20 protein-coding genes are annotated in these 23,984 nt (G+C 73.7%); 6 read left to right on the top strand and 14 right to left on the bottom strand.

Annotated elements, in window-relative coordinates:
• Positions 1–108: 108 nt before the first annotated feature.
• The 12 genes from moeZ to OHB09_RS21780 all read right to left on the bottom strand — a co-directional run bounded on the left by moeZ (position 109) and on the right by OHB09_RS21780 (position 15,892).
• Positions 109–1,287, bottom strand: coding sequence for an adenylyltransferase/sulfurtransferase MoeZ (gene moeZ / locus OHB09_RS21835; RefSeq protein WP_006142253.1), 1,179 nt, complete (start codon positions 1,285–1,287; stop codon positions 109–111).
• A gap of 63 nt (positions 1,288–1,350) precedes the next feature.
• Complete coding sequence (locus OHB09_RS21830; protein WP_234527642.1) at positions 1,351–2,100, bottom strand: spherulation-specific family 4 protein; 750 nt, start codon at positions 2,098–2,100, stop codon at positions 1,351–1,353.
• The gene (locus tag OHB09_RS21825; protein WP_006142251.1) at positions 2,088–3,047 is read right to left on the bottom strand and encodes an NAD-dependent epimerase/dehydratase family protein; all 960 of its coding nucleotides are present in this window, start codon (positions 3,045–3,047) and stop codon (positions 2,088–2,090) included. The genes OHB09_RS21830 and OHB09_RS21825 overlap by 13 nt, the downstream gene beginning before the upstream one ends.
• A gap of 128 nt (positions 3,048–3,175) precedes the next feature.
• Positions 3,176–4,408 (bottom strand): hypothetical protein, encoded by a 1,233-nt coding sequence (locus OHB09_RS21820; protein ID WP_328922401.1) that lies wholly within the window; start codon positions 4,406–4,408, stop codon positions 3,176–3,178.
• Complete coding sequence (locus OHB09_RS21815) at positions 4,405–6,543, bottom strand: DUF3492 domain-containing protein (protein WP_328922400.1); 2,139 nt, start codon at positions 6,541–6,543, stop codon at positions 4,405–4,407. Before OHB09_RS21815 ends, OHB09_RS21820 begins: the two co-directional genes overlap by 4 nt.
• A gap of 189 nt (positions 6,544–6,732) precedes the next feature.
• Positions 6,733–8,451: an ABC transporter ATP-binding protein gene (locus tag OHB09_RS21810; RefSeq protein ID WP_328923046.1), complete on the bottom strand. Its 1,719-nt coding sequence runs from the start codon at positions 8,449–8,451 to the stop codon at positions 6,733–6,735.
• A 179-nt stretch (positions 8,452–8,630) separates the two neighbouring features.
• Complete coding sequence (locus OHB09_RS21805) at positions 8,631–9,629, bottom strand: ABC transporter permease (RefSeq protein ID WP_191852209.1); 999 nt, start codon at positions 9,627–9,629, stop codon at positions 8,631–8,633.
• On the bottom strand, positions 9,626–10,846 hold the full coding sequence (locus tag OHB09_RS21800) for an ABC transporter permease (protein WP_328922399.1): 1,221 nt from the start codon (positions 10,844–10,846) through the stop codon (positions 9,626–9,628). The genes OHB09_RS21805 and OHB09_RS21800 overlap by 4 nt, the downstream gene beginning before the upstream one ends.
• Before the next feature lie 4 nt (positions 10,847–10,850).
• Entirely contained in the window at positions 10,851–12,575 is a 1,725-nt protein-coding gene (locus tag OHB09_RS21795; protein WP_167794829.1) for an ABC transporter substrate-binding protein, read from the bottom strand.
• 230 nt (positions 12,576–12,805) lie between these two features.
• Positions 12,806–12,898, bottom strand: coding sequence for an Ms4533A family Cys-rich leader peptide (locus tag OHB09_RS21790; protein WP_309486343.1), 93 nt, complete (start codon positions 12,896–12,898; stop codon positions 12,806–12,808).
• A gap of 136 nt (positions 12,899–13,034) precedes the next feature.
• Complete coding sequence (locus OHB09_RS21785; RefSeq protein ID WP_328922398.1) at positions 13,035–14,159, bottom strand: DUF3152 domain-containing protein; 1,125 nt, start codon at positions 14,157–14,159, stop codon at positions 13,035–13,037.
• A gap of 683 nt (positions 14,160–14,842) precedes the next feature.
• Positions 14,843–15,892 (bottom strand): alpha/beta fold hydrolase, encoded by a 1,050-nt coding sequence (locus tag OHB09_RS21780; protein ID WP_328922397.1) that lies wholly within the window; start codon positions 15,890–15,892, stop codon positions 14,843–14,845.
• A gap of 160 nt (positions 15,893–16,052) precedes the next feature.
• Here OHB09_RS21780 and OHB09_RS21775 point away from each other — a divergent pair, with 160 nt between their 5' ends.
• The 4 genes from OHB09_RS21775 to OHB09_RS21760 all read left to right on the top strand — a co-directional run bounded on the left by OHB09_RS21775 (position 16,053) and on the right by OHB09_RS21760 (position 18,084).
• Entirely contained in the window at positions 16,053–16,295 is a 243-nt protein-coding gene (locus OHB09_RS21775) for a hypothetical protein (protein ID WP_328922396.1), read from the top strand.
• Positions 16,296–16,553: 258 nt separating this feature from the next.
• Positions 16,554–17,210, top strand: coding sequence for a TetR/AcrR family transcriptional regulator (locus OHB09_RS21770; protein WP_040896278.1), 657 nt, complete (start codon positions 16,554–16,556; stop codon positions 17,208–17,210).
• Between the two features lie 151 nt (positions 17,211–17,361).
• Positions 17,362–17,589: a DUF3107 domain-containing protein gene (locus OHB09_RS21765; RefSeq protein WP_006142240.1), complete on the top strand. Its 228-nt coding sequence runs from the start codon at positions 17,362–17,364 to the stop codon at positions 17,587–17,589.
• A 222-nt stretch (positions 17,590–17,811) separates the two neighbouring features.
• Positions 17,812–18,084 (top strand): hypothetical protein, encoded by a 273-nt coding sequence (locus OHB09_RS21760; protein ID WP_006142239.1) that lies wholly within the window; start codon positions 17,812–17,814, stop codon positions 18,082–18,084.
• A 131-nt stretch (positions 18,085–18,215) separates the two neighbouring features.
• Here the strand turns inward: OHB09_RS21760 and OHB09_RS21755 are convergent, their stop codons facing one another.
• Positions 18,216–18,974: a ferritin-like fold-containing protein gene (locus tag OHB09_RS21755; RefSeq protein WP_040896275.1), complete on the bottom strand. Its 759-nt coding sequence runs from the start codon at positions 18,972–18,974 to the stop codon at positions 18,216–18,218.
• Between the two features lie 497 nt (positions 18,975–19,471).
• Between OHB09_RS21755 and OHB09_RS21750 the strand changes: the two genes are divergently transcribed.
• Complete coding sequence (locus OHB09_RS21750; RefSeq protein WP_328922395.1) at positions 19,472–21,793, top strand: DEAD/DEAH box helicase; 2,322 nt, start codon at positions 19,472–19,474, stop codon at positions 21,791–21,793.
• A gap of 168 nt (positions 21,794–21,961) precedes the next feature.
• The gene (locus OHB09_RS21745) at positions 21,962–22,903 is read left to right on the top strand and encodes an alpha/beta fold hydrolase (protein ID WP_050811278.1); all 942 of its coding nucleotides are present in this window, start codon (positions 21,962–21,964) and stop codon (positions 22,901–22,903) included.
• Between the two features lie 18 nt (positions 22,904–22,921).
• On the opposite strand, the gene OHB09_RS21740 is transcribed toward OHB09_RS21745, so the two are convergent.
• Complete coding sequence (locus OHB09_RS21740) at positions 22,922–23,821, bottom strand: NYN domain-containing protein (protein ID WP_319118732.1); 900 nt, start codon at positions 23,819–23,821, stop codon at positions 22,922–22,924.
• Positions 23,822–23,984: the final 163 nt, after the last annotated feature.

Raw genomic sequence — 23,984 nt, 5'->3', positions numbered from 1 at the left:
CGCAAGGCGGAGGGGCGCCCCGATACTGGATGTATCGGGGTGATCCCGACAACGCCGCGAGCGCGCGTGCCAGGCGTCGCCGGACAGGCGGGACTTTCGAAACACGCCCTAGTAGATCGGCTTGTCCGGCTCGATCTGGTTGACCCAGCCCACGACCCCGCCACCGACGTGCACGGCGTCGGAGAAGCCCGCGGACTTCAGGATCGCGAGGACTTCCGCACTGCGGACACCCGTCTTGCAGTTCAAGACGATCTTCTTGTCCTGCGGCAGGTTCTCCAGCGCGTTGCCCATGATGAACTCGTTCTTCGGGATCAGCCGGGCACCCGGGATGGAGACGATCTCGAACTCGTTCGGCTCGCGCACGTCGATGAGCTCGAGGTTCTCACCGTCGTCGATCCACTCCTTGAGCTGCTTCGGAGTGATCGTGGAGTCGGCGGCCGCCGCCTGGGCCTCCTCGGACACGACGCCGCAGAAGGCCTCGTAGTCGATGAGTTCGGTGACGGTGGGGTTCTCGCCGCAGACCGCGCAGTCGGGGTCCTTGCGGACCTTGACCTGGCGGTACTGCATCTCCAGGGCGTCGTAGATCATCAGGCGGCCGACCAGCGGCTCGCCGATGCCCGCGAGGAGCTTGATGGCCTCGTTGGCCTGGATGGAGCCGATGGACGCGCAGAGCACGCCCAGGACGCCGCCCTCGGCGCAGGAGGGGACCATGCCGGGGGGCGGGGGCTCCGGGTAGAGGCAGCGGTAGCAGGGACCGTGCTCGGACCAGAAGACCGAGGCCTGTCCGTCGAACCGGTAGATCGAGCCCCACACGTACGGCTTGTTCAGCAGCACGCAGGCGTCGTTGACCAGGTAGCGGGTGGCGAAGTTGTCCGTGCCGTCGACGATCAGGTCGTACTGGCTGAACAGGTCCATCACGTTGTCGGCCTCGAGCCGCTCCTGGTGCAGGACCACGTTCACGAAGGGGTTGATGCCCTTGATGCTGTCGCGCGCGGACTCGGCCTTGGGGCGGCCGATGTCGGCCTGGCTGTGGATGACCTGACGCTGCAGGTTCGACTCGTCGACCTCGTCGAACTCCACGATGCCGAGCGTGCCCACGCCCGCGGCCGCCAGGTACATCAGCCCCGGCGAGCCCAGGCCACCGGCACCCACAAAGAGCACCTTGGCGTTCTTCAGCCGCTTCTGCCCGTCCATCCCGACGTCCGGGATGATCAGGTGGCGGGAGTACCTGCGAACCTCGTCTACGGTGAGCTCGGCGGCCGGCTCGACCAGGGGTGGCAGCGACACGGGGACTCCGTTGGTCGGTCAATCACTACGGTTGTTCTCCCTGCAACACTGCCACGCCCTTCTTCATTCCGAGACACCCGTTCCGAGGCGCGAGACGATCTCGTCCCAGTAGCCGGGCATCGTCTCCCAGGGGTCCACCGTGCCGCCGCGGTCCGTGCGGTCGGTGAAGTAGAACGTGGCCGCACCGTGCCAGCGGGTGATGCGCAGGGCCTCGTCGAGGTGGCCGCGGGGCAGCCCGTGGACGAAGTGGCAGAAGCGCTCCGGCGGATGGTCGGCCGTCCACTCGGCCACCTGGGACCAGCGGTAGTCGCTCCAGGGGCCGCTGAAGGTGACCAGTTGGTCCGCGAGGGCGGCGTAGCCGGGATGCGGGTGGGTGCCGTGGCCGAGGACGAGGTGGCACCCGGCGTGGAGGTCGCGGAGTCCGGCGCTCGTGCGCCGGACGCCGGGAAGGGCCTCGCGGTGCGTGGGACAGCGGCGCAGCAGGAAGCCGTCGACGCGGTACCAGTCGAGGTAGCGCCGGGCGTCCGACATCAGCGCGTCAAAGGGGCGTCTGCCGTACGCGGCGTCAAGCCTGCCGAGGACGCGGACGCCCGCGTTGCGCAGTTGACCGACTGCCTCCAGGCACCGCGGATCGGGACAGATCCCGGGCCCGTCGTGCACGTTGAGGACGGCCCAGTGGACGGGGGCGCCGGGGCGGGCGAGTGCGTTCCACTGGTCGGAGGCGAGCAGCGGATGTGCGTAGCCGGGGACGCCGACGCCGGGACCGGCGTGGGTGTGTCTGGTGTCGGTGGCCGTGGCGGTCAGATACGGCACGCGGCCTCCATCCAGATGTCGGCGAGGGACTCCTCGAGGTTGATGCGGGGGCGCCAGCCGAGCCGGTCGCGGGCGGTGCGCACATCCGCCTGCTGCCAGCTCCCGCAGCCGTCCGGGTACGGCAGGGTCGCGGGGCCGGCGTGGTCGGACTCGCCGCGGGGGTGGCCGATGACGGCGCGGACGGGGCCGGGCGGGGTGTCGATCTCGTGCAGCGCGCCGCCGAAGCCGGCCACGCGGGCGAGAACGGCGGCCGCGTCGCGCAACCGCACGGCGCGCCCGGAGCCGATGTTGATCACACCCTGGGCGGCGGAGAGGGAGGCCGCGTGGACGGCACGGGCCACGTCGCGGACGTCGATGAAGTCGCGCTGGATGCCGAGCCCGGCGAGTTTGAGCTCGCCGTCGCCGGACTGCATGGCGCGGCGCATGGCCTCGGCGAGCCGGCCGAGCGGTGACCCCGCGGGGGTGCCCGGTCCGGCCGGGGAGAAGACCCGCAGGACGACGGCGTCGAGACCGGAGCCGAGGACGAGTTCGGTGGCGGCCAGCTTGCTGACGCCGTACGGGCCGCCGGGGCGGGGCACCGAGTCCTCGGCGGTGGAGGAGCCGGGCTGGCTCGGTCCGTACTCGGCACCGCAGCCGATCTGTACGAGCCGGGCTCCGCAGCCGCTGCGGCGCAGGGCCTCGCAGACGGTGGCGACGGCGACGGTGTTGTGGCGCGTGAGGTCGCGGGCTCCGCCGCGGGTGGCACCGGCGCAGTTGACGACGACTCCGGGGTGGACGGCGTCCAGGAACCGGGTGAGGGCGCCGGGACTGCCGGTGGCGAGGTCGAACCGTACGTCGGCGTCGTCGCCGCGGCCGAGCGCGGTGAGCTGCACGGCGGGGTCGGCGAGCAGACGGTCGGCGACGAAGCGGCCGATGTATCCGTTGGCTCCGATCAGCAGGACCCTCATCGGGCGCCTCCCGGGACGGACTCACCGGGTGTTCCGGATCGGGAGGTGATCATCTGGGTTTCTCCTTCGGGGGTTGTGCGGTGGCGAGGGGCCTCGGCGCTGTGCGCCGGTCCGGCCGGGGCGAGGGCTCAGCGGGGTTCGTGCGGCACGGCGTGGGCGGAGGCCCGGGTCAGCGTGCGGGTGGCGTGCAGCAGCAGGACGGTGGCGGCGGTGCCGCAGGCGAGTGCGGGCACGCTGCCGGCTCCCCAGGCGTCGGTGACGGTCTGGACCGGGACGGAGAGGAGGGAGCAGCCGGGGAGGCGTGAGGCGAAGACGGTGGCCAGCGACAGGCCCTCGGCGGCACCGGCGGTGGCGAGCGCGACCGCCGGGGCGTGCGGGAAGCCGTGCGCGGTGAGCAGCCGGGCGAGCAGGAGGAGCGCGCCGAGGGCGCCGGCGCCGGCGTACGCGGGGTGTTCGCCGAGGAGTGTGCCGCACAGTGCGAGGAGGCCGAGGAGGGCGCCCAGGAAGAGGGCGAAGGCACCGAGGAGGACGGGACGGGCGGAGGCGGCGAAGTCGTCCAGGGCGCGGCTGGTGCCGAGGCGGCGTCCGGCCAGCGCGGTGAACAGTCCGGCGCACCACACGGCCGGGGCGCAGGCGAGAGCGAGGGCGAGGAGGGGGGCCGTGGCAGGGGACCAGGGGCCGTCGGGGCCACCGGTCAGTCCCTCGCCGAGCAGGCCGTCGCCGAGGAAGGCGTAGGTCAGCAGCCAGAAGGTCCAGCCGCGCGTGCCGGAGGCGGCGCGGTGCGGGCCGGCCAGGGGGCCCCGGCGCAGAAGTGTGCGCACGGCCAGCCCTACGAGCAGGGTGCCTAGGACGGCGAGGGCGAGGCGTGACCGCCCGTCGGTGGACCGCGCTGCCACGACGGTCGCCGCGCACAGCAGGCCGGGGAGGAGGGCGAGCAGGGCGGGAGCGGGGCGGCCGGTCCCGGGGCGGTGGGCGGGGGCGGAGTGAGGGGGCGGGGCGTCGGGGTCGCGGGGGAAGCGGGCGTACATCTCCTCGGCGAGCGAGAAGACGTCACGGTGACGGAAGCGGGCGGCGGTGCGGTCGGTGACGCCGTGTGCCTCGAGGCCGGCGGCGATCTCGAGGTGGTCGACGGCCCGGGCGCAGAGGTCGTGGTGCCGGTTCATCAGGGCTTTCACGGGGTCCGCGGTGCCGGGCCGGGGGCCGGGCGCGGAGGCCGGCGATGCGGTCGCGGGCTCCCGGCCGTCGGTGGTCGAGGCCTCGGTGCCGATGCCGGTGCCGATGCCGCTACTGGTGCCGGTGCCGCGTCCACGGGTGGCGGGCGCGTTCCCGGTCGCCTCGGGGTCGGTGTGCAGCTCGTTCATCGGGCGGCGCCCTTCCCCACCGGTTCCGGCCGCTGCGCGGGGGCGGCGGGCGCGGTGGTGGTGTCCGAGGCCCAGAGGGGGGCGCGCCGGAGGGGGCGGCGGGGGCCGGTCCAGTTGCCGGGGAGGCGGGCCTCGGCGGGGGTGCCGAAGGGCAGGGGCGCTCCCCTGTCGTCGACGAGCACCCGGCGGCGCGGGGAGTGGGAGACGACGTCGAGGTAGAGGCCGTCGAAGGCCATGACGTTCTGCTCCACGGTGAACAGTTCGAGGGCGCGTGCGCGGGCGGCCTCGCCGAGGCGCCGACGCCGTGCGGGGTCGCGCAGCAGCGCCACGCACGCCCGGGCGAGCGCCGCCGGTTCGCGCGGCGGGACGACGAGGCCCGTGCCGCCGATGACCTCCACCACGGCGCCCACATCGGTGGAGACGGTGGCCCGTCCGCAGAACATGGCCTCGACCAGGCTGACGGGGAAGCCCTCGACGACGCTGGAGAGGACGACGACCGCTCCCGCCGCGTACACGGCGGCGAGGTCGGGTGCGTCCGGTGCGCCGGCCTCCTCGAAGGAGACCGGGCGGTCACCGCACGGGCGGGTGTCTTCATGGCCGTCGTCCGGGAAGAGCCGGGCGGCCAGGTGCTCGCAGTGCTCGAGGTAGGCCCGCCCCTCGGCGCCCGCGGCGGTGCCGACGATGCGCAGCCGGGCGGTCGGCACGTGCGCGCGGACCTCGGCGAAGGCGTGGAGAAGGGAAACGAGGTCCTTGGCGGGCTCGACACGCCCCACCCAGACGAGCGTGTCCCCGGCACCACTCGCACTCTCATGGGCGGCGCTCTCACGCTCGGCGGCCTCACGCTCGGCGGCCTCACGCTCGAAAGCCTCACGCTCGAAGGCTTCACGCTCGGCGGCCTCACGCTCGGCGGCCTCACGCTTAAAAGCCTCACGCTCGAAGGCTTCACGCTCGAAGGTTCCGCCGGTGGTCGCCGCCGCCCCGGCCGCCCGTCGGGCCGCCCCGCCCGGCTCCGACCTGCGCGGCGCCGACGTCTCCGCCGGCTCCGCCCTCTCGGCCCGCTCCGCCCTCTCGGCCCGCTCAGCGCTCCCGGCCCACTCCGCCGCGTCGGCCACGTCGGCCACCACCTCGGCGAACCGGGACGCCTCCATCCCGGGGTAGACCGTGCGCAGCTTGGCCCGGTCGGCGCCGCAGTGTTCCTGCCAGCGGCGGACGTGGGCATTGCCGGGGGTGATGCGGGCGGCCCGCCGGTACACCTCGGCGGCGAGCCGGCCGTGGAAGGAGGCGAGCAGCGCGCGTACGGCGGGGGGCGCGTCGGCGGTGGCGAGGTAGTGCGTGCGCAGGGGGACGCCGTACTCGGTGACCAGCAGGGGAACCCCGGAGAAGTGCCGGGCGAGCAGCGCGGGGAGCGCGGCGGAGCCGCCCGCCGTGGCGTGGCACAGGTCGACCGCGCCGAGCTCGGCGTCCTCGTACCAGTCCAGGGAGAGGGGACGCAGCGCGCGCTCGACGTGCCGGGCCACGGCGAGGAGTTCGCCCACCCGCGCCCCGTGCGCCGTGCGCACGGTTCCGGGCGTCCGGCAGGCGCGCTCCCAGACGCGCAACGCGCCCTCCGAACGCAACGCGCTCCCCAGTCCGCCCTCCTCACGAGCGAGGTCGGCGAGGGCGTACAGCGCGTTGCCGAAACGGTCCGCCTGGCGGTCGTCCCCGTAGTCGCCGGTGCGGCCGCTCGGGCGAGCGCTCGCACAGTCGCCCGTGCAGCCGTTCACTCCGTCCTCCGCACAGCCGTTCGCGCAAGCCCCCCGGGAACGGCTCGCGCGGCCCTCCGCGGCACCGCCCTCGCAGACCGCGCGGGCAAGGTCCGCGTACGCCTCGGTGAAGCGACGCCGGGCACGGCGGCCGTGCAGGTCGCGACCGTGAGCGGCGCCGTCGTCGACGGCGGTCCACAGCGGGGCGGTGCGGACGCGGGTCACCTGAGGCGGCAGCGGCATCCACCCCTCGTCCTCCTGCCGCAGGCTGCGGCTGAGCGCGTAGACGCGGAACTCGTGCCGTGCGAGCCCGCGCACGAGCCGGTCGCACCAGAGCCTGGCGTCACCGCTCACGTACGGATAGCCACCCTCCGTCAGCAGTCCGATGCGCACGAGTGCATCCCCGATCTCCCGTATGGGGAGCCGCCGTTGTCCGGCGGCCCGCAGCGGAAAGAACGTATGCGGACATGCCGGTGGCGCGACGGACGGTTGTCCGTCGCGCCACCGAAAGGGGTGAACCGTCGTAACTTTCCCGGACAGGCCGCGTTGAGCCGCGCTAAGGGATCACGACATGGGGTTTTGTCATACGACCGCCGATTTCGCGGGGTGCCTCGATTCACCCGTCCCGGTCGGCGTCCCGGGCGCCTCCGCGCCCTTCCGTTCCGCGCGCCGGCGGGCCGCGACCGCCGGGTCGAGTGCGGGCACGGCGGCCAGCAACTGCCTGGTGTAGGGGTCCTCCGGGGCGTCGTACACCTGGTCCGCCGGGCCGTACTCGACGAGCCGGCCGCGGCGCATCACCGCCACCCGGTCGCTGACCTGCCGCACGACGGCCAGGTCGTGGGCGACGAAGACGAGGGCCAGGCCCAGCTCGCGCTGCAACTCGCCGAGCAGGGCGACCACCTGGGCCTGCGTCGTGACGTCCAGCGCGGAGACCGGCTCGTCGCAGACGATGGCCCGGGGGTCAGCGGCCAACGCCCGGGCGATGCCGATGCGCTGCCGCTGGCCGCCGCTGAACTCGTGCGGGTAGCGGTCGTAGTGCGCCGGGTCGAGCCCCACGCGCTCCAGCAGCTCGCGCACGCGCCCCTGGATACGCGCCTCCCGTTCCTCACGGGTCTCCCGCGCGCTCCCGTCGCGGGCCGCGCGCGCCCGGAGCGGATCCGCGATCGACTCGCCCACACTGCGACGGGGGTTGAGGGAGGAGACGGGGTCCTGGAACACCATCTGGACTGCGGGACGCACACCCGTGTGCGGCCGGCCCTCGTACCGCACCTCGCCGGCCGTCGGCTCCAGCAGTCCGACCAGCATCCTGCCGAGCGTGGTCTTCCCGCTGCCGCTCTCCCCCACCACGCCGAGGGTCTCGCCCCGGCGCACCGTCAGCGACACGTCGTCGACCGCGGTGACCGCGCGCCTGCCGCGCCCGAACTCCCGCCGCAGCCCGACCGCCTCCAGCACGACCTCACCGGCGCCGACCCCTTCCGCGACCGCCTCGTCCGCGACCGCCTCGTCCGCGGCCCCGGCGGGCCGTCCCACCCGCGGTGCGTCCACCCGCGGCACCGCCGCGAGCAGTTCCCGGGTGTACGCCTGCGCGGGCGCCGCGAGCACCTCGGCGGCCGGCCCGTGTTCGACCGCCCGTCCGTGCCGCATCACCAGCACCTCGTCGACGCTCTCGGCGGCGACGCCCACGTCGTGGGTGACCAGCAGCAGCCCCATCCCCGTCTCCTGCCGCAGCGCGTGCAGCAGGTCGAGGATCTGGGCCTGGACGGTGACGTCGAGCGCGGTCGTCGGTTCGTCGGCGATCAGCAGTTCCGGCTCGCAGGCCAGCGCCATCGCGATGAGCGCCCGCTGCCGCATGCCGCCGCTGAACTCGTGCGGCCGCGCCCGGGAGCGCCGCGCGGCCTCGGGGATGCCGACCCGGTCGAGCACCTCGACGGCCCGCGCGCGGGCCGTGCGCCGGGTGGCTCGGGTATGGGCCCGGTGGACCTCGGCGATCTGGTCGCCGATCGCGTAGTACGGGTCGAGGGAGGACAGCGGGTCCTGGAAGACCATGGCCGCCGTGCCGCCGCGCAGTCGCCGCAGCTCCTCCTCGGAGGCCCGCGCGAGGTCGAGGCCGGCCACCCGCACCGCGCCGCCGACGACGGCGCCGGTGCCGCGGTGCAGCCCGAGCAGCGCGGAGGCGACCGTCGACTTGCCGGAACCGGACTCGCCGACGAGGCCGAGAGCGGCCCCCCGAGCGAGCGAGAAGGAGAGCCCGTCGACGGCCCGCAACCCGCCGAAGTCGACGGTCAGCCCGTCCACGGCCACCAGGTCCGCCGCCTTCGCGGCCTCGGGGCTCGGGGCCGAGGGACCCGGGGCCACCCCACTCGGCTCGGCCCCACTCGGCTCGGCCCCGTTCGGCTCGGCCCCACTCGGCTCGGCCTCATTCGGCTCCACCGGGCTCGGCTCCACCGGGCTCGCGTCCACCCGACTCGGGTCCAGCGGACTCATGACAGCACCACCCGTCGGTCGGCCACCGCGTACAGCACGTCCGCGACGGCGTTGGCCAGCACCACGAAGAAGCCGATGACCAGGACCATGCCGACCACGACCGGCAGGTCGACGACGTCCACCGCGTGCACCAGTTCCTGTCCGATGCCGGGCAGCCCGAACAGCGTCTCGGTCAGGACGGCACCGCCGACGGCCGCGCCGAAGTCGTTGGCGTTGAGCGCGATCACGGGCGCGAGCGCCCCCCGCAGCGCGTGCCTGGCGACGATCGCCCGCTCGCCGACGCCGTAGGCGCGGAAGGTGCGGATGTGGTCCTCGGCGAGGGTCTCCAGCACCGCCGCCCTGGTCATCCGCGCGAAGAAGGCCGCCTCGCCGAGGGCGAGGGTCAGCCAGGGCAGCAGCAGGTTCCACGCCCACTGTTCGGGGTCCTCGGAGAAGGCCACGTACTGCGGGAACGGCAGCAGTTCCCACTGCCCGCAGACGACGATCATCAGCACGAGGCCGATGACGAAGACGGGCGTGGCCATGCCGGCCAGGGTGACGCCGGTCAGCGCGCGCTCGGTGAACCGGCCGCGCCGCCAGGCGGAGAGCACGCCGGTGCCGACGCCGAGCAGCAGCCAGAGCACCATGGCGCCGGCCACCAGCGAGAGGCTGACCGGCAGCTTGCTGAGGATGAGCTGCGTGACCTGCTGGTCGCTGCGGTAGGACAGTCCGAGGCAGGGTGCCGAGCAGTGCTCGACGGAGGTGCCGGTGGAGTAGTCCTGGCCCACGACGATGCCCTGGAGGAAGTGCCAGTAGCGCAGGAAGAGCGGGTCGTCGAGGCGGAGCTGCTCGGCGACCTGGTGGACCTGGGCGGGCGAGCAGCGCGGGCCGCAGGTGATCTGGGCGACGTTGCCGGGGGTCGCGTAGAAGATGACGTAGATGATCGCCGAGATGGCGAGCAGCGTGACGAGGGCGCCGAGGGCGCGCCGCAACGCGAAGCCGGTGAAGCCCGTCATTCGATGTCCTCCTTACCGGGCTTCCGGAGCTCACGGGGCTCACGGGGGCCATCGCCGGTCCGGATCTCCCTGACGGCGTCGTCCTCACGAGGACTCCCGGATCCGTCGCCCGTCCCGGTCTCCCTGACGGCGTCGTCCTCACGAGGACTCCCGGGTCCGTCGCCGGTCCGGGGCGCCGTGGCGGCCTCGCCCCCGGCCGGGGAGGCCTTGGCCGCCCGCTTCTCCCGTCGGCGTCCGGTGCCCACCCGCAGGCGGGAGGCCGCGCGCGGGTCGAGGGCGGTACGGACGCCGTCGCCGAGGACGGTGAGCGCCAGGACGGTCACGAAGAGCGCGGCCGCGGGCAGCAGCAGGTACTGCGGTGCCGCCGCGTACCAGACGTTGGCCGAGGTCAGCATCTCTCCCCAGGAGGGCGTCGGCGGCCGTACGCCGACGCCGAGGAAGGACAGCGCGGCCTCGATGGCGATGTTGTTCGGCACCATGAGCGCGGCGTAGGTGAGGACGGGCGCGGCCAGGCCCGGCAGGAGTTCGCGGCGGGCGACGCGCCAGGTGCCCCAGCCGCTCAGCCAGGCGGCCGCGACGTGGTCGAGCTGTTTCAGGGTGAGCGTCTGGGCGCGGGCGATCTTGGCGATGCCGCCCCAGGCCACGAATCCGATGACCAGGGCGACGAGCACGGGCCGGGGGAAGTCGTCGGGGACGACCGCCAGCAGCGCGAGAGCCATGATCATCAGCGGCATGGCGATGATGATGTCGGTGATACGGCTCAGCACCTGGTCGAGCCAGCGGTTGCCGAGCGCCGCGGCGACGCCGACCAGCACGCCGATGGCGACCTGGACGACGGTCGCGGCCAGGGCGACGCCGAGCGAGACCCGGGCGCCGTGCACGAGGCGGGCGAACAGGTCGCGTCCGGTCTGCGGTTCGACGCCGAGCCAGTGCTCGCCGCTGATGCCGCCGAGCGGCCCGATCGGGACGCCGCCGCGCGCGGAGTCCACGAGCGAGGGGTGGTAGGTGGTGGGGTCCTGGCCCTCCAGCGCGGTGAGCAGGGGCGCGGCGAGCGCGACCAGGACGAGCAGGGCGACGACGCCGCCCGCGACGAGGGCGGCGCGCTGCGTGCGCAGCCGCCGCCAGAACCGACGTGCCCCCGAGGCCGCCAGGAGGGCCGGCGCGTGCTGCGCCGGGCCCGTCCCGGAGGCCTCGGAGGCGAGAAGTGCCTCACTCACGGCGTCACTTCACCGCAACCTGGGAGATGTCGAGGACGCCGGTCCAGTCGCTGATCACGACATTCTTCACGGCCTCGCCGTACAGCCGCTTGTAGACCGGGTGGAACAGCGGCACGACGAGCGCCTGCTCGGCGATCTTCTCGTCCAGCGCGCCCCACCGCTTCGCGGCGGCGTCGAGGTCGGTGAGCTTGTTGATGGCGTCGATCTCGGTGTTGACGGCCTTGTCGTTCAGGAAGCCGGAGTTGAAGTTGGCGCCGTCCTTCACGATCTGCCGCCCGTCGAAGATCGGGGCGAGGAAGGGGCCGCCGGAGGGCCAGTCGGCACCCCAGTGGGCGAGGAAGAGGCCGGGCTCCGTCTTGGTGTCGCGGGTCCGGTCCTTGTAGTCGTTGTCCTCCAGGCCCTGCAGCCGGACGGTGAAGCCGGCCTTCTTCAGGGCGTCCTGGAGGGCGGTGGCGATCTCCGGGCTGGTCTCGAAGTCCTTGGCGTTGGAGTGGGTGAGGGTGAGGGTCAGCCCGTTCGGGTGCCCCGCCTCCTTCAGCAGCTCCCTGGCCTTGGCCGCGTTGCCGGACGTGCCCGCCGGGAAGGGATCGTGCGGGGTGTAGCCGAAGGACTTCTGGTTCGGCAGGAAGGTGGTGGCGGGCTCGGCCAGCGCGGAGCCGCCGGCCGCGTTGACGACCGAGGAGCGGTCGACGGCGTAGGCGACGGCCTGGCGCACCTTGGGGTCGTCGAACGGCTTCACCTTGGGGTTGATCGCCAGGTAGTTGGTGTATCCGAAGTGCCCCGTGCCGACCCGTGCGGCGAGCTTCCTGTCGCCGCTGACCTTGGCGAGTTCGGCGGGGCCGAGGTTGGTGTCCGTCGTGACGGCCGCCGCGTCCGCTCCCTGGGAGGCGGAGAGCCGCTGGTTGATCACGGAGGAGTCGAGTCCGGAGCGCACGTCGATCCGGTCCGGGTACGCCTTGCGCTCGGCGTCGGTGGCGGCGGACCAGTACTTGTTGCGCTCCAGCAGGAGCTTCTCGCCGTCGTTCTCGTTCTTCACGACCCGGTACGGGCCGGAGGAGACGGGGTGCTGCTCGTACTTGGTGCCGGTGTCCTTGGCCTTCGGGACGGGCGCGAACTGGGTCTGCGTGGCGAGGTAGGGGAACTCGCCCTCGGGCTTGTTCAGGTGGAAGACGAGGGTCCGCTCGTCCGGGGTCTCGATCGCCTCGAGCCCCTTGTTGTCCTTGTACGGCCCCTGGTAGTCGGCGGCGCCGACCAGCCAGTCCCGCAGGTAGGGGGCTCCGCCCGAGAGTTCGGCGGCGAAGGAGCGCTCGATGCCGTACTTGACGTCGGCGGCCGTGATCGCGCTGCCGTCCTCGTACTTCAGGCCCTTCTTCAGCGTGTACGTCCACACGGTCGCGTGCCTGCTGGGGCGGCCGAGGTCGGTGGCGAGGTCGGGGACGACCTTCGCTCCGGCGGCGCCGTTCTCGCGGTTGCGGGTGGTGAGGGTGCGGAAGACGAGGGACGGGACGTTGCCGCCGCCGGAGGTGTAGAGCCGGGCCGGGTCGAAGTCCGTCTGCGGCTGGCTGTTCAGAACGGTGAGTGTGCCGCCCTTGTGGGGCGTGGAGTCGCCTCCGGCGCTCTTGGCATCGTTGTCCTCCGGACCGCAGGCGGCGACACCCGCTGCCACGACCAGGCCGAGGGACGCCACTGCCAGGCGGCGTGGAGTGCGGGTGCGGGACGGTTGACGCATCGGATTGACGACCTCTCGGGGAGTTCTCACGGGCCGTCCCGGATCGCGGAACGGTCGCACGAGGAGTGAGACGAAAAGAAGCAGACGTCTGCCCGGCGACGGGTCGTCGCACGTCATGGAGAGGCCGTCGAGGGGCCGTGCCGAGGGACGTGACCGGAACAGGACGGGTCACGGCGGCGGAAACGGACGATTACGACGGAGAGAGATGCCGACGCGCGCCGGGGCGGGTGTCAGCGACAGTGAATGTCGGCCACGCAGAGTGCGGTCACGCCGATGAGCGCCAGTTCGATGGCGGCGCGGGAGGCGGGACGGCGGGACGACATGCGCAGAAATTAGAACGCGCGACCGGCTCATGTCAATCTGACATCAGCCGGTCGCCCCGCTCCTCCCGCCGCGCCCACCCCCGCCGGTAGTGCCCCACTCACCCGGGCTCACCGCGCGCTCACCGCACGGGCAGGCTCAACCCTTCGGGTAGGGCCAGGGGTTGGCCAGGCAGTGGATGCCGTCGTGGTCGAGGAACTTGGTCTGCTGCTGCATGACCGGCGCGAGCGCGCCGTCCTCGTCACAGTTGACGTGGCCACGGCCGAGCCGGTGACCGACCTCGTGGTTGATCAGCATCTGCCGGTAGGCGTAGATGTGGTCGTCGCCGTAGGTCTTCGAGCCCTGTGCCCAGCGGTAGGCGTTGATCATCACGCGCTCGGTGGCGGCCGAGTCGCAGGAGACGTTGTCCTCGGTGGTGTCGAGGCCCGACTTGGCGCACCACTTCGCCGTCGTGCCGGAACTGGCCAGCGTGAGCACGAAGTCGGCCTTGCCGGAGGAGACGCGCTTGAAGGCGAGGGCCCCGTCGTGGGCCCAGCTCCGGTCGTCGTTGAGCGTCTTCTGCGCGGCCTCTGCGAACAGGCCGGCGTCCAGACCGAGGCCCTTCTCGACGTCCACCCGGTAGGTGTACGTCCGCCCCCGGCCGGGCGCCTTGTCGGTGCCGGGGACGGCGGCGAAGTCGCCGGAGCCCTTGGCTTCCACCGTGAGCGGATAGACCTTGGCCATCTTCTGCGCGTAGGTCAGCGGCTTCGCGCTCGGGGTGACGGGGGGCGCCGCGGCCTCCGCGCCACCGGCGCCGCGGATGTCGCGGCCCCGGTCGCCGGCGGACTGGGCGCGCGCGGACGCCCCGTCGCGCCCCTCGGTGACCTGGCCCGCGACGACGACGGCCAGCACGGTGGTGACGGCGGCGGCCGCGGCACCGGTGAACGTGCGGCCCTTGCCGCCGGACCGGCGCCCGGCCCCGAGGACGTCCTCGGTGTCGCGGGTGCCCGGGGTACCGGGCGCGGTGGCCGGCCGGGGGCGGGCCGGGGTGGCGTCGTCGAGGTCACCGCGGTTCTCGCCGTGCTCGCGGTTCTCGCGGTTCTCGCGGTTCTCGCCGAAGGCGTCCAGGTACTCCTGCCGCGGGCCGCGCGAGCGCCGTGCCGCCGGCGCCGGAGCGGCCTCGGCGGCGTTCGCGGCCGCCGGTGTTCCGCCCCGGGCGGACACCGCGCCGACCCGGCCCCAGCCGCCCCCGGCCTCCCGCTGCTCGGGATGCCCCCCGCGCACCTGCGGCACACCGTGGGCGGGCGTGCCCTCGGGGAACCGGGGACCGCCCTGCGGAGGTGCACCCCCTGGGCCACCGGGCACTCCGTGGGCGGGCGTGCCCGCGCCGTACCGGGGGCCGCCCTGCGAGGGGCCCCCGCCCGGGACACCCGGAACTCCGTGCGCGGGCGTGCCGTCCGCGTACCTGGGCACACCACCGGCGGACGTGCCGTCGGGCAGCCTCGGGAAACCCTGCGCCGGCGTGCCGTCGGGCAGCCTCGGGAAACCCTGGGCCGGGGTGCCGTCGGGAAAGCGGGGAATGCCCTGGGCGGGGGTTCCGTCCGGGAAGCGGGGGACGCCCTGGGCGGGGGTTCCGTCCCCGTGCCGGGGCGCTCCGCCGGCGAAGCGCGGGCCTCCCTGGGGCCCGGGTCCACCCGGAGTCCCCGCGCCTCCCGGACCACCCGGCACACGTGCCGGTCCGCCGGGCGCGCGGCCCGGGCCGGAGGCGCCCGCGCCCTCACGGGCGGCAGGCCGGCGCGGCAGCCCGGCCGGGGGTGCGACCGGCGCCGACGGTCCGCCCGGACCCGACGGTCTCGCCGCCGCTGCCGGGCCCGCCGCCTCGCCGGCGTCCCTCCCCTCGCCCCTGTCGCCCTTACGGACGCCCTTGTCGCTCCCTCGCTTGCGGCTGTGTCGTCCCACGCCGCGCCTCAGCTCCCCGCATCGGTCGTATCAGTCACACCGGCCGCCGAACCCACGCCTCTCGACGCGGACTTGGCCTCGGACGGGGACGCGGGCGTCTCCGCCTCCACGTCCCTCAGCAGGTCACGGAACGCGTCCGCCACCCGCTCCGGGTACTCCATCATCGCGACGTGTCCCGCCTCCGGCAGGGTCAACATACGGGAGTCGCGGAAGGCTCGTGCCGCACGCGCGGCCATGCGGAAGCCGACCAACTGGTCCCGGCCGCCGTAGACGAGGAGTGTCGGGGCGAGTACCCGTTCGGCCTGCCGCCACAGTCCGTGCTGTCCGCCCAGCGTGTAGGCGTTCACCAGCCCGCGCGTCGAGCGGGCCATCGCGTCCCACATGTACGGCAGCCGCATCCGCCGTTCCATTTCCTCCACCGCGTGTCGGAACCCGTCCTCGGTGACGCGATTGGGGTCGCCGTAGCAGAGGGCCATGATGCCGCGCACCCGCTGCTCCGCCGTCCACTGCCGGGTGTAGCGGGTGAAGAGGGCCGCCACGCCCGGCACCGCCAGCAGCCCGGTGGGAACCGCGCTGCGCTGCACCCGCAGTTCGGGCAGCGCGGGCGAGACGAGCGTGAGGGTGCGGACGAGATCCGGGCGGGCGGCGGCCACGCGGGTGGCGATCGCCCCGCCCATCGAGTTGCCGAACAGGTACACGGGCCCGCGCCCGGAGGCGTCGAGATGGCGGATCACCGCGCGGGCGTGCGCGGTGATCGAGTAATTGCCGTCGTCCGGGGGCGGGGAGTCGCCGAAGCCCGGCAGGTCGACCGCCTCGCTGTCGAGGACGTCGTCGAGCAGCGGCATCAGCGCCGACCAGTTCTGCGAGGAACCGCCCAGTCCGTGCACGTGGAGGGCGGGCGGCAGCCCCTCGCGGGCGGGCTTCCTCGACCTCACCGTCAGGGTGATGCCGGGCAGTGACACCGACCTGAGCTCCTCGCCCTCCGCGACCCTGACGGGCGAGACCTTGGGCAGGACGGTGGTCATGGCCGGCGCGTCCGGCAGCTCGGTCGAAGACATGCGGCAATGTTACGAGACGATCACGCGCGGGCTCATGTGTTCGCCCTCACAGGTACGGGTACCTGGCGACCGACACGGACCGCGCCACGCTCCGTCGCCATGAACCCCGTGACCCCGTGCACGCCGTGCACGCCGTGACCGCCGCGAAAGGGAGCCCGCCATGACCGTCGACCCCACCGATCCGGAGACCTTCGAGAGGGAGCACGCCGACGACGACGCCGACGCCGAGGTCGGCGTCGAGGTCGGCGTCGAGGCGCCGGAGGACGACGCCGCCGAGCAGCTCGCGGACGTCGTCCCGCAGCGGGACGAGCGGCCGCGCGGAGACGACACGGACCGTGCCAGCGAGGCCGACCTCGCGGAACAGGCCCGCGTCGTCGAACTCGACGAGGACGACTACCGGTAGACACCGCCCGCCTCGCGGAGACTCTCGGGAGGCGGACGACCGACAGGGGCGCGCGCGTCCGCCGGTGCGTGAAGGGGGCGGACCGGCGCCGCACCGGGCGCCGGTTCGCCCCCGTACGCCCCGTACCGGGCGGATCCGCGCCACTGCCGGGGCCGTCCGGTCCGTGAAATTCTGCGCTCGCACCGCGCACACCAGGGTTACCCAAAAGTACGATGGCGGCGCGGTGCACACCGCACGTGGACGAAAGTGGGAGGCGGCGTGACAGCCATCGAGCAGACAGAGGCGGCACGCCCGCGGGGTACGCGGCTGCCGCGCCGTGCCCGACGGAACCAGCTGCTGGGTGCCGCCCAGGAAGTCTTCGTGGCGCAGGGCTACCACTCGGCCGCGATGGACGACATCGCCGAGCGCGCCGGCGTCAGCAAGCCGGTCCTCTACCAGCACTTCCCGGGCAAGCTGGACCTGTACCTCGCCCTGCTGGACCAGCACTGCGAGTCCCTGATCCAGTCGGTGCGCCACGCGCTGGCCTCGACGACGGACAACAAGCAGCGGGTCCGGGCCACGATGGACGCGTACTTCGCGTACGTCGAGGACGACGGCGGCGCCTTCCGGCTGGTGTTCGAATCGGACCTGACGAACGAGCCGGCCGTGCGCGAGCGCGTCGACAAGGTCACCAACGAGTGCGCGGAGGCGATCTGCGACGTCATCGCCGAGGACACCGGGCTCTCCCGTGCCGAGTCGATGCTGCTCGCCTCGGGCCTCGGCGGGCTCGCCCAGGTGGTGGCCCGCTCCTGGCTGCACAGCGACCGCAGCGTGCCCCGCGACCAGGCGGTGCAGCTCCTCGCCTCGCTGGCCTGGCGGGGCATCGCCGGTTTCCCGCTGCACGGGACCGAGCCGGGGCACGAGCAGCTCCACTGAGCGCTCCCCCGGCGGGGCGGCCGTTTGTTCCCGTGCGCTGTTCGCTCCTGGCGTTGCCGGGCGGAGCGTGTCCGTCCCCTCACCGGGCTAATGTGTGCGGGGTACGGCGCGGGAGATCGCGCACTTCACTGACCGTCGGAGGGTTGAAGCCGTGGAGGTCAAGATCGGCGTGCAGCACGCGCCCCGCGAGATCGTTCTGGAGAGCGGTCAGGATGCCGAGGAGGTCGAGCGCGCCGTGGCCGAGGCACTGGCCGGGAAGTCGCAGCTGCTGAGCCTCGTGGACGAGCACGGCCGCAAGGTCCTCGTCCCGGCCGACCGCCTGGCGTACGTGGAGATCGGCGAGCCGACCACCCGCCGGGTGGGATTCAGCGCGCTGTAGGGCGCGCCGCAGGACGCGCGGAGGGGGCCCGGAACGCATGCCGTTCCGGGCCCCCTCCGTCTGCGAGCCGGTCCGTGCACCCCGCGTGAGCTGGGTGGGAGCGGGCTGCGCGGCCGCACAGGAAGTTCACATCTTCCTCACGCGGGAGGGTTGCGTTCCGCGCTCCGGGGGTAGATCCGCTACGACCGAAGTGCACCCGGCCGTGCGGGAGGGACCCCGATCATGTTCTTGGAAGCGCTCGGCTCCGCGTTGCTCGGTCTCGCCCTCGCCTGGGCCGCCGCGTACCGTCTGCCGCACCGGCTCCCGGGGCGCCGTCTCGTGCTGTCGACGGGGGCGGCCGGTGGGTTGTTCGGCGCCTTCCTCGCGCACAGCGCGGTGGAGACGGGGCACGTGGTGGTGAGCCTGCTCGGCGCCGCCGCCGTCGCCGCGGCCTCCGTGTCCCTGCTGCTCCGCCCGGAGAAGCGGTTCCGCCGCCGTCACTCGGCGACGGCCTGAGCGTCCTCGCGGCCCCCGGTCGGCTGAGCTTCCTCGGGGGCCTCCGGTCGGCCTGAGCGTCCTCTCGGCCCCGGTCGGCTGCGCGCACCGGCCCGCCGGCAGGGGTTGATCCTTCCGGCGGGCCGCGACCGTCAGGCGGCGAGGCCCAGCGCGGCCATCCGCTTGGTGTGCGCCTCCGTGATCCGGGAGAACATCCGGCCCACCTCGGCGAGGTCGAAGCCGTCCGCCACTCCGCCCACGAGCATCGTCGACAGCGCGTCCCGGTCCGCGACCACCCGCTGCGACTGCGAGAGCGCCTCCCCCATCAGCCGCCGCGCCCACAGCGCGAGCCGTCCGCCCACGCGCGGCTCGGCCTCGATCGCGGCGCGCACCTTCTCCACCGCGAAGCCGGCGTGCCCCGTGTCGTCGAGGACGGCGAGCACCAGCTCGCGGGTGTCCTTGTCGAGCCGCGCCGCGACCTCCCGGTAGAAGTCGCTGGCGATCGAGTCGCCGACGTACGCCTTGACCAGGCCCTCCAGCCAGTCCGAGGGCGCCGTCTGCCGGTGGAAGCCGTCGAGGGCGGCGACGAAGGGTTCCATCGCCTCCGTCGGCTCCGCACCGATCTCGCCGAGCCGGTCGCGCAGCTGCTCGAAGTGGTGGAACTCCGCCGACGCCATCTTGGCCAGCGCCGCCTTGTCGGCGAGCGTGGGCGCCAGCTTCGCGTCCTCCGCCAGCCGCTCGAACGCCGCCAGCTCCCCGTACGCCAGCGCTCCCAGCAGATCCGCCACCGCGGCACGGTACTGGGGGTCCGCGGAGGCCTCGGCCCAGTCTCGCGCGGCGATGCCGGTGGGCCCGGGAGTGCCTTCGGCGGCGGGTCCTGCGGTGTCGGAGGCGTTGTCAGAGGTCGTCATGGAGCGCACAATAGTCCGCTCACCGCCTCGGGGAGGCCCTGGTCAGTCAGTGTGACGACGACTACGTGACGGAACCGGCCCTGGCGTGTGCGGGAATCCGGGGTATGGTGGTATTGGCCCGCCTGGTATGCGACGGGCCGCTTGAATGAGGATGCCCGGTCGGTGGCCCGATCGGCTCCGACCAGACAGCCCTTCTCAGCCGTACGGCACCGCGTGTACGGCATACCGGGAGGGTCCCTCAGCGGAACGAGCGCTGGGCCTGCCGGACAGGCCCGAGAGCGTCGGCTGTGGTCCCGTCCCGTGCCACCCGGTTCGGCCCCCGAGGCCGGCCGTCGTCCCCGGCACGGTCGGACGACACGACCCCCACGCTCGCCTCGCGCCGCGCACACAGAAGAGGCAGCACCCTGACTACGACTTTCCGAGAGCTCGGAATCCTTCCCGAGACGGCCGAGGCCCTTGAGGCCGTCGGCATCCTCAACCCCTTCCCCATCCAGGAGATGACGCTCCCCGTCGCGCTCTCCGGCAGCGACGTCATCGGCCAGGCCAAGACCGGCACCGGCAAGACGCTGGGCTTCGGCCTTCCGCTCCTCGAGCGCGTCAGCGTCCCCGCCGACGTGGAGGCGGGCCGGGCCCGCCCCGAGGACGTCACCAACACCCCGCAGGCCCTCGTCGTGGTGCCCACCCGCGAACTGTGCGTCCAGGTCACCAACGACCTGCTGACCGCCGGCAAGGTGCGCAACGTGCGCGTCACCGCGATCTACGGCGGACGTGCCTACGAGCCGCAGGTCGAGGCCCTGAAGAAGGGTGTCGACGTGGTCGTCGGCACGCCCGGCCGACTGCTCGACCTGGCCGGGCAGAAGAAGCTGAACCTCGCGCACGTGCGCTGCCTGGTCCTCGACGAGGCCGACGAGATGCTGGACCTCGGCTTCCTCCCCGACGTCGAGAAGATCATCGGCATGCTGCCGGCCCGCCGGCAGACCATGCTCTTCTCCGCGACCATGCCCGGCGCCGTCATCTCCCTGGCCCGCCGCTACATGTCGCAGCCCACGCACATCCGCGCCACCTCGCCGGAGGGCGAGGGCGTGACGCTGGCCAACATCAAGCAGTTCGTCTACCGCGCGCACTCCATGGACAAGCCGGAGATGATCGCGCGGATACTGCAGGCCGAGGGCCGCGGACTCGCGATGATCTTCTGTCGCACCAAGCGGACGGCCGCCGACATCGCCGAGCAGCTCCAGCAGCGCGGCTTCGCCTCGGGCGCGGTCCACGGCGACCTCGGCCAGGGCGCGCGCGAGCAGGCGCTGCGCGCGTTCCGCAACGGCAAGGTCGACGTGCTGGTCTGCACGGACGTCGCCGCGCGCGGTATCGACGTCGAGGGCGTCACGCACGTCATCAACTACCAGTCCCCCGAGGACGAGAAGACCTACCTGCACCGCACCGGCCGCACCGGCCGCGCGGGCGCCTCCGGTACGGCGATCACGTTCGTCGACTGGGACGACATCCCGCGCTGGCAGCTCATCAACAAGGCGCTGGGGCTGGACTACCACGACCCGGTGGAGACGTACTCCACCTCGCCGCACTTCTTCGAGGAGCTCTCCATCCCGGCGGGCACGAAGGGTGTGCTGCCCCGCGCGGAGCGCACCCGCGCCGGGCTGGGCGCCGAGGAGATCGAGGACCTGGGTGAGACCGGCGGCCGAGGGGCGCGCGGCGGTCGGGACGGACGCGGTGGACGCGGCGGGAGCGGCGGCACGGCGGACAGCGGCCGTGAGCGCGATCGCGAGCGCCCGGCGCGGACCCCCCGTCGCCGCCGTCGCACCCGCGGTGGAACGCCGCTCGACGCGGAGGCGTCGGTGACGGCCTCGGAGCGGGCGGTCACGCCCGTGGACGGCGCGAACGACGCGCCCGGCACGGACGGCGCGGAGTCCGGCGGCGCCGGGCGTACGCCTCGCCGGCGTCGGCGTACCCGGTCCGGCGCCCAGGCCGAGGCGACGGCTCCGCGGACGGTGACCGAGGTGACCCCGGCCGCCGAGGCCGCCGAGGCGCCCGCCGTTTCCGAGGCGGTCGCGCCCTCCGAGGCGGCGGAGGCCGAGGCCCCCGCGACGCCGCGACGCCGGCGGACGCGCAAGTCCGCCGCGGCCGTCGAGTCCCCCGAGGCCGCCGAGGCGGCGGTCGACACGGCGGAGGCCACCGAGGCCGCGCCGCGCAGGCGCACCCCGCGCAAGAAGGCGGCGGAGGCCGCCCCGGAGGCGGAGACCACGGCTGTGGCGGAGCCCCGTCGCCGCACCCGGAAGGCCACCGCCTCGGCGGAGGCCGCGGTCGACACGGCGGAGGGCGCCGAGGCCAAGCCCCGCCGGCGCACGACACGGAAGACCGCGGAGTCGGCGGAGACAGCGGTCGAGGCCGCCGGTGCCGCCGTGATCCCCGCACAGGCGGTGGAGGAGTCGGCGGAGAAGCCCCGTCGGCGGACCCGCAAGGCCGCCGCGGCGGTCGAGACGGCCGAGGGCACAGAGGGCGCAGAGGCGCCGAAGGCACGCCGTACGCGCAAGGCGACGGTGGCGGCTCCGGCCGCCGGTGACGAGGACGGGACCGCAGGCGCCGCCGAGGCCAAGCCGCGCCGGACCCGGAAGAAGGCGGTCGCCGCCTCGGCCGAGCCCGAGTCCGCGAACGAGGCGGCGGAGGCCGAGCCGCGCAGGCGGACGACCCGCAAGTCCGCCGCCGCCGAGCCGGAGATCCCGGCGCAGGCGGCCGCCGAGGAACCGGCGAAGCCGCGCCGCACGCGGAAGAAGGCGGCGTCCGCGAGCGAGCCCTCGGAGGGCTGAGCGCTCGCGCACCCAGCAGGACCGCAGTGAGGAAGCCGGCCCGGCCCACGACCCCGTGGAGCCGGGCCGGCTTTCTGTCGTGGACGGGACGGGTCCGGGGTGGCCGGCGGACCGGGGCCCAGGTCCTCTCCGGTGGTGGGAGGCGGCACGGCCGGTAGCCTCGGCGGCATGAGCCGTCCGTCGACCTTCGCCCCGCCCCCCGGCACCCGCTCCCACTTCCTCGCCACCCCGCGCGGCCCCTTCGCCGTCCTCGACGCCGGCACCGCCACCCACGGCACGGTTCTCCTCCTCCCGGGCTTCACCGGCAGCAAGGAGGACTTCATCGACCTTCTCCCTCGTCTCACCGCCGCCGGCTACCGCGCCGTCGCCGTCGACGGCCGGGGCCAGTACGGCACACCGGGCCCCAAGGACGACGAAGCGCCGTACGCGCAGGAGGAGTTGGCCCGCGACGTGCTCGCCCAGGCCGCCGCCCTGGACGCCGAGGGCCCCGTCCACCTTCTCGGCCACTCCCTGGGCGGTCAGATCGCGCGCGCCGCCGTGCTGCTCGACCCCGCGCCCTTCCGCTCGCTCACCCTCATGTCCTCGGGCCCCGCGCAGGTCTCCGCGTCCCAGCAACAGCGGGTGAAACTGCTGTCCGACGCGCTCGCCGTGATGGACATGGCCCAGGTGTGGAACGCCATCCAGCTGATGGAGACCCCGGCGGACACGGAGACGGGGACGGGCGCGGCCACGGGCGAGGGCACCGGTACGGCCCCCGGCGTCGACTCCGGCCTCGGTGACCGGGACGACCTCCGCCGCCGCTGGCTCGCGGGCAGCCCCGCCCAGCTCCGCGCGACCGGCAGGCAGCTGTGTGTCGAGCCGGACCGGGTCGCCGAACTCGCGGCCGTGCCGCTGCCCAAGCACGTGGTCTCGGGCGACCACGACGACGCCTGGCCCGTTCCGCTGCTGGACGAGATGGCCGTCCGGCTCGGCGCCCGCCGTACGGTCGTCGCCGGCGCCGACCACTCCCCCAACACCGACCGCCCCCTGGAGACCGCCCGCGCCCTCGTCGACTTCTGGGACGGCACGGACGGAACTTTCCGGGACGGCACGAACGGAGCGAACGGCTGAGAGGCGGGCGCGCGGTGGTCAGTACTGCGCCTGCAGGTGCTCCCAGAAGCCGTCCCGCAGGGAGCGGCGCAGATCGGCCTGGCCGCGCAGCGAGTACTGGAGCAGCCCCTCCGCCTCGACCAGCAGGTCCTGGTCGATCGACCCGGGCAGGTAGGGATGGCCGGGGAGCAGCTCCCGCAGGGAGTCCCGCCCCCGTGCCGCCAGCCACTTCGCCGCGATCTGCGCGCCCACGAACCGCACGTCCTCCCGCGTGGGCCGTACCGCCGTGGAGGCCTCGTACGTCGCCGCGGTCCGCCGGGAGACGTACGGCTTGAAGAAGTCCAGGTCGAGGGTGCGCTGGCTGTCGACCTCCCAGAGCAGGGGCTCGGCCTGGTTTCGGCCCTCGGGTGCCTCGATGCCCCACAGGTGGACCCGGGCACCGTACCCTTGCGCGGCCTCGACCGCGGAGACCAGGTCCTCGTCGCCGCCGAGCAGGGCCGCGTCGCTGATGGCGCGGTGCCGGGCGAGGGACTCCAGGTCGGACCTGATGAGGGAGTCGACGCCCTTCTGCTGGTTGTTGGCGTTGAGGTTGCCCAGCCGCACCTTGACGTCGGGCAGCTCGGCGATGGACTGCTGCTCGGCGGTGTGGATGCGGCGCCGGGCGCCGTCGTACCAGTAGACCCGCAGCAGCCGGCTGTCGGCGAAGATCGTGCGGGCCTTGTCGATGAGCGCCTCGATGAGTCCCTCCGCGTCGACGTCGAACGCCCGCCGGTCCTCGGTGCCGGCCACCAGTCGCCCCGCGGCCGCGTAGAGGTAGCCGGCGTCGACGAAGATCGCGTGGGTCGAGGGCGTCTTCGCCACCTCGGCGAGCATGCGCTGCAGCAGCTCGTTCGTACGGTCGATGCGGGCGCCGAGCGCCGTGAGGTCGTCGTCGTTCATCGAGTCCATTGTCCCGGCCGTCACACAGCGAATACAACCGGTCCCGATGAGTCGTCCGGAGAAATGATCGGACGATCAACGTCGGAGGCGGTCCCCCACACTTTTACCGGTCAGTAGTTAGACGGCTGAAAAATTTCTTTAGCGTAGGGAATGTTTCTTGGAA

Origin of the sequence: Streptomyces griseoaurantiacus, assembly GCF_036189845.1 — a bacterium.
Classification (GTDB): Bacteria; Actinomycetota; Actinomycetes; order Streptomycetales; family Streptomycetaceae; genus Streptomyces; species Streptomyces griseoaurantiacus.
This window is presented reverse-complemented; position numbering and strand designations above follow the sequence as displayed.

What these genes read in the sequence shown, in the direction of transcription:
- OHB09_RS21745 (WP_050811278.1), top strand. Translation starts at nt 21,962, where the DNA reads ATGAGCCGTCCGTCGACCTTCGCCCCGCCCCCCGGCACCCGCTCCCAC.
- OHB09_RS21825 (WP_006142251.1), bottom strand. Translation starts at nt 3,047, where the DNA reads ATGAGGGTCCTGCTGATCGGAGCCAACGGATACATCGGCCGCTTCGTC.
- OHB09_RS21775 (WP_328922396.1), top strand. Translation starts at nt 16,053, where the DNA reads ATGACCGTCGACCCCACCGATCCGGAGACCTTCGAGAGGGAGCACGCC.
- OHB09_RS21780 (WP_328922397.1), bottom strand. Translation starts at nt 15,892, where the DNA reads ATGTCTTCGACCGAGCTGCCGGACGCGCCGGCCATGACCACCGTCCTG.
- OHB09_RS21760 (WP_006142239.1), top strand. Translation starts at nt 17,812, where the DNA reads ATGTTCTTGGAAGCGCTCGGCTCCGCGTTGCTCGGTCTCGCCCTCGCC.
- OHB09_RS21805 (WP_191852209.1), bottom strand. Translation starts at nt 9,629, where the DNA reads ATGACGGGCTTCACCGGCTTCGCGTTGCGGCGCGCCCTCGGCGCCCTC.
- OHB09_RS21750 (WP_328922395.1), top strand. Translation starts at nt 19,472, where the DNA reads ATGACGCTCCCCGTCGCGCTCTCCGGCAGCGACGTCATCGGCCAGGCC.
- OHB09_RS21820 (WP_328922401.1), bottom strand. Translation starts at nt 4,408, where the DNA reads ATGAACGAGCTGCACACCGACCCCGAGGCGACCGGGAACGCGCCCGCC.
- OHB09_RS21755 (WP_040896275.1), bottom strand. Translation starts at nt 18,974, where the DNA reads ATGACGACCTCTGACAACGCCTCCGACACCGCAGGACCCGCCGCCGAA.
- OHB09_RS21795 (WP_167794829.1), bottom strand. Translation starts at nt 12,575, where the DNA reads ATGCGTCAACCGTCCCGCACCCGCACTCCACGCCGCCTGGCAGTGGCG.
- OHB09_RS21740 (WP_319118732.1), bottom strand. Translation starts at nt 23,821, where the DNA reads ATGAACGACGACGACCTCACGGCGCTCGGCGCCCGCATCGACCGTACG.
- OHB09_RS21790 (WP_309486343.1), bottom strand. Translation starts at nt 12,898, where the DNA reads ATGTCGTCCCGCCGTCCCGCCTCCCGCGCCGCCATCGAACTGGCGCTC.